10 protein-coding genes and 1 pseudogene are annotated in these 12970 nt (G+C 70.1%); 4 read left to right on the forward strand and 7 right to left on the reverse strand.

The window, feature by feature from the left end; genetic code table 11:
* Nucleotides 1–43 precede the first annotated feature (43 nt).
* On the reverse strand, nucleotides 44–865 hold the full coding sequence (locus tag NRF20_RS39760) for a hypothetical protein (RefSeq protein ID WP_413754138.1): 822 nt from the start codon (nucleotides 863–865) through the stop codon (nucleotides 44–46).
* 244 nt (nucleotides 866–1109) lie between these two features.
* On the opposite strand from NRF20_RS39760, the pseudogene NRF20_RS39765 reads away from it, so the two are divergent.
* Nucleotides 1110–1370 (forward strand): annotated as a pseudogene (locus tag NRF20_RS39765) (carbohydrate kinase family protein); the annotation flags it as partial.
* 81 nt (nucleotides 1371–1451) lie between these two features.
* Here the strand turns inward: NRF20_RS39765 and NRF20_RS39770 are convergent.
* Nucleotides 1452–2228 carry a methyltransferase domain-containing protein gene (locus tag NRF20_RS39770; protein ID WP_398631705.1) on the reverse strand — a complete coding sequence of 259 codons (777 nt, stop codon included), beginning with the start codon at nucleotides 2226–2228 and terminating at the stop codon, nucleotides 1452–1454.
* A 12-nt stretch (nucleotides 2229–2240) separates the two neighbouring features.
* On the reverse strand, nucleotides 2241–4472 hold the full coding sequence (locus tag NRF20_RS39775; RefSeq protein WP_413754139.1) for an alpha-N-acetylglucosaminidase: 2232 nt from the start codon (nucleotides 4470–4472) through the stop codon (nucleotides 2241–2243).
* Between the two features lie 191 nt (nucleotides 4473–4663).
* On the opposite strand from NRF20_RS39775, the gene NRF20_RS39780 reads away from it, so the two are divergent.
* The 3 genes from NRF20_RS39780 to NRF20_RS39790 all read left to right on the forward strand — a co-directional run bounded on the left by NRF20_RS39780 (nucleotide 4664) and on the right by NRF20_RS39790 (nucleotide 8744).
* Nucleotides 4664–5917, forward strand: a complete 1254-nt coding sequence (locus NRF20_RS39780; RefSeq protein WP_413754140.1) for an ROK family transcriptional regulator — start codon at nucleotides 4664–4666, stop codon at nucleotides 5915–5917.
* Nucleotides 5918–6458: 541 nt separating this feature from the next.
* Nucleotides 6459–7811 (forward strand): diaminopimelate decarboxylase, encoded by a 1353-nt coding sequence (lysA, locus tag NRF20_RS39785; protein ID WP_413754141.1) that lies wholly within the window; start codon nucleotides 6459–6461, stop codon nucleotides 7809–7811.
* A gap of 9 nt (nucleotides 7812–7820) precedes the next feature.
* Nucleotides 7821–8744, forward strand: a complete 924-nt coding sequence (locus tag NRF20_RS39790; RefSeq protein WP_266364394.1) for a LysR family transcriptional regulator — start codon at nucleotides 7821–7823, stop codon at nucleotides 8742–8744.
* A gap of 19 nt (nucleotides 8745–8763) precedes the next feature.
* On the opposite strand, the gene NRF20_RS39795 is transcribed toward NRF20_RS39790, so the two are convergent.
* The 4 genes from NRF20_RS39795 to NRF20_RS39810 are packed head-to-tail and all read right to left on the reverse strand — an operon-like array spanning nucleotide 8764 to nucleotide 12969.
* Nucleotides 8764–9609, reverse strand: coding sequence for a serine hydrolase (locus tag NRF20_RS39795; protein WP_398631709.1), 846 nt, complete (start codon nucleotides 9607–9609; stop codon nucleotides 8764–8766).
* Nucleotides 9606–11225: an amidohydrolase family protein gene (locus NRF20_RS39800; RefSeq protein WP_398631710.1), complete on the reverse strand. Its 1620-nt coding sequence runs from the start codon at nucleotides 11223–11225 to the stop codon at nucleotides 9606–9608. Before NRF20_RS39800 ends, NRF20_RS39795 begins: the two co-directional genes overlap by 4 nt.
* On the reverse strand, nucleotides 11225–11998 hold the full coding sequence (locus NRF20_RS39805; protein WP_266364401.1) for an amino acid ABC transporter ATP-binding protein: 774 nt from the start codon (nucleotides 11996–11998) through the stop codon (nucleotides 11225–11227). Before NRF20_RS39805 ends, NRF20_RS39800 begins: the two co-directional genes overlap by 1 nt.
* Nucleotides 11995–12969, reverse strand: coding sequence for an amino acid ABC transporter permease (locus NRF20_RS39810; RefSeq protein ID WP_398631711.1), 975 nt, complete (start codon nucleotides 12967–12969; stop codon nucleotides 11995–11997). The genes NRF20_RS39805 and NRF20_RS39810 overlap by 4 nt, the downstream gene beginning before the upstream one ends.
* Nucleotide 12970 lies beyond the last annotated feature (1 nt).

Consider the following 12970-nt stretch of genomic DNA (forward strand, 5'->3'; position numbering starts at 1 on the left):
GCGCCTCCAGCGGTGTATGCGTGGGGAGAAATCGCAGGCCCGGTCAGTGGCAGGCGTCACCCCGTGGGATGCGCGACAGGGGGATCCGGTCGCGGGATTCATGCTGGACCACGCTTTGACAGTGCGCGCGCAGGCGCCGGGGCCACCGGTCCTGCCATGCCTGCCAGATGAAGAAGTGCAACGGCACGAGTACGACCACGGAGAGAAAAGCGGTGGCCAGTGTCGCCGCCATCACGCCGACGACACTCTCGAGGCCCTGTTCGGGACCGGTGTCGGGCTCGCCGAAAACACTCCACGCCAGCAGCAGACAGGTGCTGAGCGTGATCCATCCCGCCACGATCAGTCCTGCGGTGAGCGGCGCGCGCCGGGCGCGGTTGTCGTGCCGCGTGCGATAGGACGGCAGATAGCCGGACAGCCGCTCCGCATGGGCCCCACAGGCCGTCTTGAAGACGGGGTGAGCGGCGAGCGTCGACACTGTCACAGCGTGTCCGGCGGTCCACGAACCGAAGGCGAACTGCCACGCCTCCAGGGCCAGCGGATGCTCCGGAGACCGCACACCCTCCTGGTCCGCGTCGGCGGACGGTACGAGCCGTTCGTCCTGGTCGAGTCGTACCAGCCCCGCCGCGGTCAGCGACCGCAGGGCCGTCTCGGCCGCCTCACGCTCTCTTGCCCAGGACACCGACCGTTCGTATCCGGGCCCGATCAGCCATGTCGTGTGATACACATCCAGCTCGCCCGACGCGATCAGCCGCTCCGTCGCCCGCAGACCGCCGAGGTGACTCCACAGAGCCAGGGCGCCGATGCCCAGGTTCAGAATCGCCAGGAGCCCGCCGGTGCTCAGGACGAGCCACAACACACCATCCATGTGGACAGGAATAGACCACCATTCCAAGCTTGACCAGGGCGCGTCAGTAGGAAGTCATTTCATTCGGCCAGTTGAGTGGGGTGCGGGCCGTGGGGATCGTTGAGCGGCCGGCGTCATCATGTCCGCCGCAGCAGGTGTACAGCGGCCGCGCCGGGGAACGGAGTCTCTCGGTACGCCGCCCCCTCAGTACTCAGCGGCACAACCACTGTCGCCCCCGGCGCCAACCGCCCCCGCCACACCCCGGAATTTCGCGCGCTTCCTCTACGACGACATCGAGGATCTCGGTGTCCCCGTCTCCACGGATCTGCACGACTGGGACGGACTGGCCGACCACCACCGGGAGTTCGCGCTCCGCTCCGAGCTCGTCTTCCTCAGCGCGGCGGGCACGGGCCAGGACGCCACCGCCCTGATGCGGGAGATCCTCCGCGAGGGCCGCGCGGACACCGTCGTCGTCACGGCGGGCGCAGACGGCTCCTACGTCCTCACCCGGAACGGCGGCTCAACCGAGACGATGAAGCGGAACGCCTGGGCTCCGAGCGCCCGGCGCGGCCCGGCTGACGTCCGCCGGCGGCGCGATGACGGTGGTTCACGACTCGGCCACCACGATGTACAGCGTCATCGCCGCGAGGAACGGGCCGCTTGCGAGGTGGTGCAGCCAGCCTCGTGCGCCTTCCTCGGTGAAGTACCCGGCGGCGACGGCGCGCCGTGTGGTGCGTTCCAGTCCGAGGATCCTGTCGGCGGCCCGGACATCTCGGAAGACGGAGGTGACCGGCACAACCGTGGGCACCGTGAATCCGGCCTCCGTTGACAGCCGGGCGAGCTGCCTTCCGATGCGGGCGTTACGGATGACCTCGTCCGTGACGTACTGGGTGTAGGCGCGCGAAAGACCGCTCTCCGGATGGTCGACGGTGAGGGTGTCCCAGTCGGGTTCGCCCATGACGAGCCGTCCGCCGGGCCGCAGTACGCGGCGGATTTCGTGGAGTGCTCGGACGGGGTCGGTGATGTGCTGCAGTACGCGGTCGGTGCGGGCACGGTCGGCGGTGCGGTCCGGCAGCGGCAGGTCGTGGATGTCGCCGCGCCGGACCGTGACGGTGTGCAGACCGAGGGTGCGTTGCTCGGCGGTGTCGACCGCGGCCTGGTCGTGGTCGACACCGATCACCTCGCCCGCCGCGGTGACGGCCTCGGCGAGCGTGCCCAGATCGGTGCCGGGGCCGCAGCCGAGGTCGAGCACTGTGTGGCCTGGCCGGAGTCCGAGTTCGTCGAGCATGCGGCTCTTGTAGGCGCGACCCAGGCCGGTCGCGGCAAGCCGGTCGAGGTAGACGACGGAGTCGGGGGCGATGGTCTCGAATGCCGATGACGTCATGGGGCCAGTCAATCAGTCACCGGCAGCCGGAACGACAGGTACCGGAAGGGCTGCGCGTACAGTTTCGGCCAGCGCCACCGGGTCGCCCGTGGGCTTCACCGGGTAGCTCTTGAGCTCCAGGTTCCAGGCGTTGTCCCGCTCGAACCAGTCGATCGCTGTGGGCGGCTGCCCGGTGACCAGGGCCGTGTCGAGGGAGTCGAGGTAAAGCATCCAGCGCTTGGCATAGAAGTCGGAGACCAGGCCCGACCATTCGCGGTTCGCGTAGTCGCGCAGCCCGCCGGACTCGCTGCCGGACCGATGGCCCCAGGTGGTGAGGACCGAGCGGGCGTCGAATTCCGCGGCGGCCCGCTCGGCATCGGTGCTGCCCCAGGACTTGGCGTCCCTGAGCCAGGGCCCCAGCATGAACCGCCGGTCGGTGGCCAGCAGCCGGTCGAGCAGGGCAAGGTCCTGCTTCCACTCCGTGGTCCGCTGCCGGTACAGGGCGAGGTCCTTCCCCTCGTACGCGGACTTGATCTGTGGCAGCAGCGTACGGCTGCGGTTGGCCAGAGCCTGTCGGGCCACATCCACCACATCGAAGCGGTACGCATCCGACTTCCGCAGATCGGGGGCGACTTGGAGCAGCTCCGTGAGCGCCTGCTGCACCGTCGTCGCGTCGTACCGCATGGACGACGGGCTCCAGCTGGCCGCCGTGCCGACGGTCAGCCCGGGGCGTGCGGTGAAGAGGCTGTCCTGGGACTCGCTCCAGGTGCCGGACGGGGTGCTGTAAGGGCCGGTCCGCAGCAGTTCCCACGCCTTGGCGGCATGCGGGTCGGCGCCGCCGTAACGGCGTTCGGCGTAGTCGGCGAACCAGGCCGAGTGGTCCAACGGGGCAGTGCGCCAGGCGAGTTCGGTGAAGAGTTCGTACGCGACGGGGTTGCCGCCGGTACCTTCCGGGAGGTACGCGATTCCCTGGAGCGCACTGTTCGGCTTTGTACGCCACTCGTTGAACCGGGCTGTCCAGACAGCGGTGTTGGCCCCGATCGTGGTGTGGCCGCCGAAGTTGGGGATGGTCCCGAAGGCATAGGGTGCGCCGTGCCAGGCGGCCTCGCGGTCCAGGCCGTTGTAGCGGTCTGCGAGTCCGTCGACGATGAAGAGCTTGCTCTTGTCGACCGCGTCGATGAGCTGCGTGGAGGGATTGTTCTGCCAGCCGAGCAGGACCCAGGTGGCACCCGGGTGCGCGGTCTGCAGGGCGTTCATGACGGCCTTGGCCGCGTCACCGATGGGCACGTTGCCCGGCCTGCCGCCTTCGTGCAGCAGATCCATCTTGTACATGGCGGAGTCACCGAACAGTTCGCGCTGGCGACGGTAGAAGGCTTCTGCGACCTTCGGGAACATCTCGCTGCGCGGGTCCAGCCAGTCCGGCCGTTCGAAACCGACCCAGCCGCCCTGCGGGACCACGGGGCCAGTGGGGTTGCGGTCCGTGAACCCGGTCGGGACGGTGCCGTAATAGCCGGGCAGGACCGGCGTCATGCCGAGTCGGCGCAGCCGGTCGGCGATCCTGCGTCCGAGCGCGGCCCGCTGATCCAGCAGCTTCTCGGTGACCGGTCCGCCGAACCCGGACATGTTCTGCATCAGCCACCACGGCTGGTGGGCCGGGCCCGGAATCCAGGACGTGAGCTCCTTCTTCGCGTAGCCGAACTCCTGGAAGGTGTCGTAGTACACGGCATCCGCGCCCATCTGCACGAACACCTCGTTGACGCCGTGCAGCGCGAGGACATCGATCTGCTTCTCGTACGAGGCCCAGTTCCGGTACGCACCGGAGTAGCCGTCGTCCGTGTCGTTGAGGGCGAACCGGTGCGGCACCGAGGCGTCCTGGCGGACCGTGCCGACAGGTGCCGGCAGTTTCTTCGGGAGCTTCGACGTGCTGTCACCCGGCCAGCCGATGTCCACCTCGGCCGTGTACTTGAGGTACCAGTTGACGCCGCTGAGGAGCACGGCGGGGCTGGTGCCCTGGATGCGCACATGACCCGTGGTCCCGGAGACGGTGAAGTAGTCACCGGATGCGGGTCGGCTCACCGGTACGAGGTCGAACTGCCTGGAGTGCCGGGGGAGGAGGCGGCGCAGTGCTGCCTCTGCCGGCCCGGGAGCGAAGGCGGGCCTGTCGCTGGGGGCGGCTTCTGCGGGAGTGGCAGGAGTGCTCAGCACCGCGGCCAGCACAGCGAGGGCGGCCGTGCAGGCGACGATCCAGGATCTGAGGCTTCTCAAGGTTTGACCTCGTCCGGAGTAGGAATGCGGGGGCTTGCCGAGGACATGGTGCGGACGCGTATCAGACTTACTAACGGAGCATTCGTTAATATGGGCGGGTGTGCCGCGGTCGTCAAGAGTGCCGACAGCCCGGGTTCTCGAAGCGCTGGGTACAGTGCCGACAGCACGGTCGGGCAAGGGAGTTGAAGCACATGCCAGTCCGGAAAGCAGCGGCCACCGGTCCGCACGTCCTGCGCCGGATGAACGTGGCCGCGGTGCTGGCCGCACTGCGGGAGGGGGACACTCCCACCGCCCGCGTCACCGACCTCGCATCGCTCACCGGCCTGTCACGGCCCGCGGTGACCAGAGCCCTGACCGAGCTGAGGGACTGCGGCCTGGTGGAGTTCACCGCGGCTGCGGGACCGCAGCAGCTCGGCCGCCCCGCCCAGTACGCCAGGTTCCGTGCCGAGTCGGGACATGTCGCCGGGGTCGACATCGGTCCGCACAAGGTGCTGGTGATGATCGCGGACCTGGCAGGTCAGGTGCTGGCCACCCATCGTGCAGCCGTGGACAAGGGAGCGGCCGGGCCGCAGATCTTCGCCACCGTCCGCGCCGCACTGACGGCGGCAGCTGCCGAGGCGGGCGTGCCGTTGTCGAGCCTGTGGGCGGTGAGTACGGGCACCCCGGGCATCGTCGACCGCGAGCGGGGCGAGGTGCTGCTCGCTCCCAGCATTCCCGACTGGGCCGGGCTGCCCGCTGTTTCGCTGCTGCGCGACTGGCTGCACTGCCCGGTGTCCATCGACAACGACGTCAACCTCGCGGTGCTCGCCGAGCGTTGGCGCGGAGCCGCGGCCCCCACCGGAGCGGGCAGTGTCACCGACGGCGGTGTGCGCACCGACTGCCTGGTCTTCGTTCAGTGGGGGCGGCGCGTCGGCACCGGCATCGTCATCAACGGCAGGCCCTACCGGGGGAATTCGGCCGCCGCCGGTGAACTGGGCTTCATCGACCTCGTCGGTGATCCCGACACCTGTCCCGGACCGCGCCCGGCCGACGGTATGGGACCGTTCGAGCGGCTCGTCGGCGCCGAGGCCATTCACCGGCTGGCTCTGGAGGCCGGCGCTCCCGTGGGCGACGCCCATGACATCGCACCGCTCTTCGCAGCGGCGGAAGCGGGCGACCGGGCCGCCGTCGAGGTGGTGGAGCGCGTGGCCGCCCGGTTCGCCCGAGGACTCGCCGTACTTCTCCTCGTCCTCGATCCGGGCAGGGTCGTCATCGGCGGCGGGGTGTCGCGAGCGGGGGACACCCTGCTCGGCCCTGTGCGCAGGCATCTGCGATCGCACACCCTGGTGCCGGTCGAGCTGAACGCATCGGTGCTCGGCGAACGAGCCGTTGCGATGGGTGCGGTGCGCCATGCCCTGGACGTTGCTGAAGAACGCGTGACAACAACGCACCAAGGTGTCACGTAGCAGCGAGAGGGGCGGACCGTCTCAACAGGCGGTGTCACCCGGACGGTCGGCCTGCGTCACTCCGCTGCTGTCCGCGCCGCGCCATCACTGCCGACACCGGAAACGCTGAGTCCGTCGTGCCTCTCATGGCGCGTCTGGACTCGCCGCCGTCGGTGCCGTTCGCTGGACCCTCTGGCTGGGGAGGGAGGCATCGCGGCCACCGTTGCCGCGGCCGAAGGCACCGCACCGGACACCGTTGCCCAGGGGTTCGCGGCCCAAGCGGTGATCGGGAGGTTCACCCGGCCGGAAGAAGTCGCCGATCTGGTACTTCTGCCGGCGAGCGGCCGGTCGGGCAACGTTACCGGATCCGACTTCGACATCGGCGGAGGACTGATCACGGCGTTGTGACGGGAGTTCCCAGGCCCGGTACGAGGCCCTTCCCGTGACCCCCGACGCGGCACGAGCATCGAAAATCATGAGGCTCAGCCATAGAAGAAAGCGCTTTTGTGACCCCTCGCGCAGGCCGCAGGATGGCGGAGAACCGGTCTACGGGGGAGGAACCATGTCGTCAGCCATCGAAACGGGTCTGCTGCCCTTCACTTCCGAGATCCGCCCGGAGGGGCTCGCCGTCGGGGGCGTCCTGCTCACCGAACTGGCACAGCGTTGGGGAACACCGCTCTTCGTGTACGACGAGGAGCACCTGCGCCGACGCTGCCGGGAGGCGGTCGCGGCCTTCGGCCGGGACAACGTCGCCTACGCCTCCAAGGCATTCCTGTGCACGGCCATGGCCAAACTGGCCCATGAGGAGGGACTGTTGCTCGATGTCGCCTCCGGCGGCGAGCTGCGAGTGGCGCTGCATGGGGGTGTTCCGGCTGAACGGATCGTGCTGCACGGCAACAACAAGGACAAGGCGGAGCTGCGCACGGCCATGTCAGCCGGCGTGCGGCACGTGGTGGTCGACAGCTTCGACGAGATGGACCGCATCGAGCTCCTGCATGCCGAGGAGCAACTTCCGCCCGCCCGCGTCCAGTTGCGGGTGGCGCCCGGTGTCGCCGCAGGCGCACACGAAGCGATCCGGACCGGTGGCAACGACTCGAAGTTCGGCTTCGGCCTCGTCGGCGGAACCGCCGCGGCCGCCGTGCGGCGGGCCGCCGGCTCCCCGGCGATGATCCTGGAGGGCGTCCACGCGCATGTGGGCTCCCAGGTGCTGGACACGGCGGAGCTCGCTGCAGGAGCCGCGGCCGTCGCACGGTTCGCCGCGGAGACAGGGGTGCACCGGCTCACCGTCGGCGGCGGCCTCGGTGTCGCGTACGAGGCGGGGCAGACCGTACCCTCGTTCGCCGACTGGGCGGCCCGGGTGCGCACCGCGGTGCGCGATGCGGGCTGGGGCGGCGACGTGACAGTGGAGCCCGGCCGGTCCATCGCCGCCCGCGCCGGGCTGACCCTGTACCGGGTGGGCACGATCAAGCGGATCGAGGGCGTGCGGACATACGTCAGCGTCGACGGCGGGATGAGCGATAATCTGCGCCCCGCCCTGTACGGCAGCCGCTACGAGGTGTTCCTGCCACGCCGCCCCGGCGCCCCGCGACCGCTGCGGGCACGGCTGGTCGGCAAACACTGCGAGAGCGGCGATGTGATCGTCGACGATGCCGCCCTGCCGGCCGAGGCCGCGGTGGGTGACCTCCTGGCCACGCCGGTCACGGGCGCATACGGATATGCCATGGCGTCCAACTACAACAAGCTGCCGCGCCCCGCAGTCGTCTTCGTGTCCGACGGCCGTGCCCGCACCGTGGTGCGGCGGGAGACCGAGGAAGACCTGCTGCGCCTGGACGTGGACGAGCCCGCCGGGCCCGTCGCGCCGTCGGCGACCGTTCGGTCGGGTGCCGGGGCGGCGCAGTGCGTCGGCACGGCCTAACCTGACCCGATGCTGAACAGTGCCCGACTGCTCGTCCTGCTGGAAATAGCCCGCACGGGCACCATCGTCGCCGCGGCTCAGGCGCTGCATCTGAGCCCGTCCGCCGTCTCGCATCAACTCGCCCGGCTGGAGCAGGAACTCGCGGTGGCGTTGGTGGAACGTCAGCCGCAGAGCCTGCGGCTGACGGCGGCCGGTGTGCGGCTGGCCGAGCACGCACAGGCCGTCGCCGACCTGATGGCTGTCGCACAGGACGATCTGCGAGCGCACTCCGAAGGCGACGCCGGGGTACTGCGGCTGGGCTTCTTCGCTTCCTCGGGCCTGGAGCTGCTTCCTCGGGCGCTGTCGGCCTTCGCGGCCGAGCGGCCCCAGGTCGAGCTGGAGCTGATCCTGGGGCAGCCGCACGAGCTGGTGCCCGATCTGGAGGCGGGCCGGCTGGATGCGGCGGTCGTCTTCGAGCATCCGCTGGACCCCTGGTGCCGGCAGGCGGCCGTGGACGTGGAGATGTTCTTCGACGAGCCGCAGCTGGTGGTCCTCCCGTTGCGGCACCGCCTCGGTCGGCGCACCGCGGTCCGGCTCGCCGCACTGGAGGGGGAGAGCTGGATCGGTACGCACGGCGGCCACACCGGCGAACCGGTCCTGGAACGCGCATGTGCGGCCGAGGGGTTCCGGCCGCGGGTCCGCTGCCGCAGCGATCACTACCAGGTCACGATCAACCTGGCCCGCGCGGGCATGGGCATCGCGCTCGTCCCGGCCCTCGGGCTCGGCGACACCACGGGTGTGCACGTCTGCCGACTGGACCATCCCCGACTGCACCGGCGGATCGGGGTCGCCACCCGGCCCACCAACCGCAACCCGCTGCTGCGGATCTTCCTCGCGGAGCTGCGGTCGGCCGCCGAGGAGATCCGGTCGCTGCTGGAGATGCAGTGGTCGTGACCGGCGGGGCGTGCCGCTCTCATTCGGCGGCGCGGCGTCGGGCACAGGCCGCGAGGGTGCGGCCGACGTCGCGGATGGCGTGCACCGCGGCCCGCTCCGTGCTGGGGCCCAGCGCCGGGTCCCAGTGCGCCACCACCGCGTACGCCAGTCGGCGCGCACCGACGATGACACCGGCGTCGGCGCGGACCCCGGTGTCGGTGCCGGTCTTGTTGGCCACCAGAAGCCCGTCGGGCAAGGGGTTCGGGAAGCCGGGGGCGTACGGGTCGTGATCCACCAGGGCGGGGACCAGACCGTGGTCGGTGTTGGCGCGCATCCATTGCAGGAGACGTGCGGAGGCTGCCGGGGAGCTCATCGTGCCGCGTACCGCATGTGTCACCAGCCGTGCCAGGTCCCGGGCGGTGCCGGTGGCGAAGAGGGGCGGCACATCAGGGCCCCGGATGTCACGGACCTTGTCGTGCAGTGTGAGGCGGTCGAGCCCGAGTTCCTCCGCCATCCGGGCGGTGGACTCGCGTCCCACCAGGCGCAGGAGCGCGTTGGTGGCGGTGTTGTCGCTGACCGAAGCGGTCAGCCAGGCCAGATCCTCGACGGTCCAGTCACGCCTGCTCATCCGGCGCAGCAGCCCGGTGCCGTCCGCCATGTCCTCGTCGAGGACTTCGACGGGCCGGTCGGCGAGCAGCTCCCCGGTATCCAGTCGGCGAGAGACCTCGGCGAGCAGCAGCAGCTTCGAGGCGGACGCGACCGGCAGTACGGTGCGGTCGTGGACCCCCACCGTCTCGCCGCCGTCGATGTCGACGGCGGCGACGGCCAGGGTGAGCGGCAGCGCTGCCGAGCGCCGCGCCGCCGCGGCCACTTGGGCCAGACTCATCGGATCCTCACCACTTCTCCCGCCCGCGCCGCGGTCGGGCAGCCGCCCCTTACCGCGACCCGCCCCGCCACCACGACCGTATCGATGCCTTCGGGGGCCAGCAGCGGTCGGTCGAAGGTGGCGGTGTCACGTACCGATGCCGGGTCGAGGACGACCAGATCGGCGAGGGCGCCGTCGCGGACCACACCGCGGCCGGTGAGCCCGAACCGCCGGGCCGGCAGACCGGTCATCTTGTGCACCGCGTTCTCCAGCCGGATCAGTTGCTGGTCACGGCCGTAATGGCCGAGTACGCGGGCGAAACTTCCCGCCCAACGAGGGTGCGGGCGACCGGGTTTGGGGACTCCGTCCGAGCCGATCATCGACAGCGGGCTGGCGAGCACCCGCCGGACGTCGTCCTCGCGCATGGAGTGGCTGATGATGGTCACCTCGCCCTGCTCGGCCAGCAGCAGGTCGCACGCGTAGTCGACCGGGTGGACGCCGCGCCCGGCGGCGAGGTCGGCGATGCTGCGGCCCTCGGCCTCCGGGTGCGCCTGCGCGGCGGCCACGGTGATGAGGTCCCAGCCACCGTTGCCCACGGTGTTCTCCCACCCCTTGACGCCCTGAGCGATGTCCGTCCGGATCCGGTCGCGCGTATCGGCCCGGCGCAGCCGTTCCAGCAGGGCACCGACGCCGCCCTCGCTCGTCCACGGTGGCAGCATGGCGTGCAGAACGGTGCTGCCCGCGGTGTACGGGTAGACGTCGCACAGCACGTCCACGCCTTCGGCACGGGCCTGTTCCAGTCGGGGCAGGGTGCGCAGCGTGGCGCCCCAGGCGTGCCGGCCCGCGGTTTTGTGGTGGGAGATCTGCAGCGGGGCGCCGGAGCGCACCGCGATCTCCAGGGCTTCCTCCAGGGCGGTCTCCACCTGTGACATCTCGTCGCGCAGATGGGTGACGTAGGGCTTGCCGTGACGCGCGGCGACTGCGGCCAGCGCGACGATCTCCTCGGTGTCGGCGTAGGTGCCCGGCGGGTAGATCAGCCCCGTGGACAGGCCGGCCGCACCCTGGCCGAGCGCCCGGTCGAGCAGCGCGCACATGGTGTCCAGCTCGTCGGGCCGGGGCGGGCGGGCCTCGAAGCCCATCACCCCGGCGCGCAGCGTGCCGTGGCCGACCAACGAGGCGATGTGGGTGCGACGCAGGGCCGGGTCCTGTCCGGCGGCGAATGCGTCGAAGTCCACCGCGGGCTGGACAGCTCCGAGCCCGAACGTCACCCTGAGATGCTCGGCGAGTGCCGGCAGCCGTTCCGGGAGCGCGGGGAACAGGCTGGTTCCGCAGTTGCCGCAGATCTCCGTGGTGACGCCCTGGAGCAGTGGGGCGAGGCGAAGGTCGTCGACCGGCTCCGCGGTGCCGTCGGCGCCGTGGGGTGCCGCGAGGGCGTCGGAGTGCGTGTGCACATCGATGAAGCCGGGAGTGACGACCTGGCCAGTCACGTTCAGGGTCTCGGCCGCCGCGGCCGGGGTGCCGGCGGGGAGTACGGCGATCCGTCCGTCCGTCACCGCGATGTCCGCCTCCCTGGCGGGTGCGCCGGTTCCGTCGAGAAGTGTGCCGCCGCGCAGCAGCAGATCGAGGGGGCGGCCCATCACAGCACCGTCGACAGGAAGGCCCGCGTGCGCTCGTGCCGCGGGTCGGTGAACAGAAGCTCCGGGGTCCCGGCTTCGACGACGGCACCCTGATCCATGAACAGGACACGGTCGGCGACCTCGCGGGCGAAGCCCATCTCGTGGGTGACCACGACCATCGTCATACCGCTGCGGGCCAGGTCGCGCATGACGCCCAGGACCTCGCCGACGAGTTCGGGATCGAGAGCGGAGGTGGGTTCGTCGAAGAGCATGAGTGCCGGCTCCATGGCCAGTGCGCGGGCGATCGCCACGCGCTGCTGCTGCCCGCCGGACAGCTGCCCCGGGTAGTGGTCCGCCCGGTCCGCGAGACCGACATGGTCCAGCAGCTCCCGGGCCTGCTTCTCGGCCTGCACACGGGAGAGTCCCTTGACGGCGACGGGCCCCTCCATCACGTTCTGCACCGCAGTGCGGTGCGGGAACAGGTGGAACCGCTGGAACACCATGCCGATCCGTTCGCGCTGGCGCCGGATGTCACGGGGGCGCCGCTCGCGCAGGACGCGGCCGGACGGGCCGTGCTGTTCGTAGCCGATCAGTTCACCGTCCATCCACACCCGCCCCGCGTCGATCTGCTCAAGGTGGTTGAAGCAGCGCAGCAGTGTCGACTTCCCGGACCCGGAAGGGCCTATGACACACAGCACCTCTCCGCTGCGTACATCGAGATCGATGCCCTTCAGCACCTCGGTGGCACCGAATCGCTTACGGACCCCACGGGCCCTGAGGATTACGTCGTTCATGCCGTTGCCTCCTTCCTGGCACGTCCGGGTACGAGATTCGCCAGGACCCTGCGCCGCAGCGGCGGGGCGGCGCCGGGGCTGTAGCGGCGTTCGACGGCGTGCTGGCCGATGCTGGCGATCGTGGTGAGTACCAGGTACCAGAGGGAAGCCACCAGCAGCAGCGCCACCACCTCGAAGTTGGCGAGATAGAGGTGCTGGGAGACGGTCATCAGATCGGCGCCCGCGATGACGGAGACCAGCGAGGTCGTCTTGAGCATGGAGATGAACTGGTTGCCGAACGGCGGGATGATGACCCGCATCGCCTGCGGAAGGATGATCCTGGACAGGATCTGACGGTTGGACATGCCGATGGACGCACCGGCCTCGCGCTGTCCGGGGTCCACGCTCTGAATGCCCGCCCGCACGATCTCGGCCATGTAGGCACCTTCGTTGATGGAGAGGCCGAGCAGGGCCGCCACGAATCCGGTGATGACCTGGTTGGACTGCCAGCTGATGAGTTTCGGGCCGTCGAACGGGACACCGATGCTGATCACCGGGAAGAGCAGGGCCAGGTTGAACCAGAAGATGAGCTGGACCAGCAGCGGTGTGCCGCGGAAGAACCAGGTGTACGCACCGGCGGTGAGACGCAGAACCGGACTGTCGGAGAGCTGCATCACCGCGACGAGTACCCCGATGACGATGCCGAGAGCCATCGAGACGAGCGTGAGCTGAATGGTCACCCCGAGACCCTTGAGGATCACGCCGTCGAACTGGTACTTGGCGACGATGTCCCAGTGCAGGTTGGGATTGACGATGACGGTGTAGGCGAGCCACACCGCGAACAGTGCGGCGGCGAGGACCGCCAGCCAGCGCCCGGGGCGGGGGCGCCGGGTCACCTGGAGGGAGAGGTCCTCCTGCGGCGGTGTCGCATCCGTTGTGGCGGCTGCCGGTGCCGCACCGAGGGCGGCGCCGGGCATTTTCCGGTGGGTCATG

Origin of the sequence: Streptomyces sp. R-74717, from assembly GCF_047305335.1 — a bacterium.
Classification (GTDB): domain Bacteria; phylum Actinomycetota; class Actinomycetes; order Streptomycetales; family Streptomycetaceae; genus Streptomyces; species Streptomyces atratus.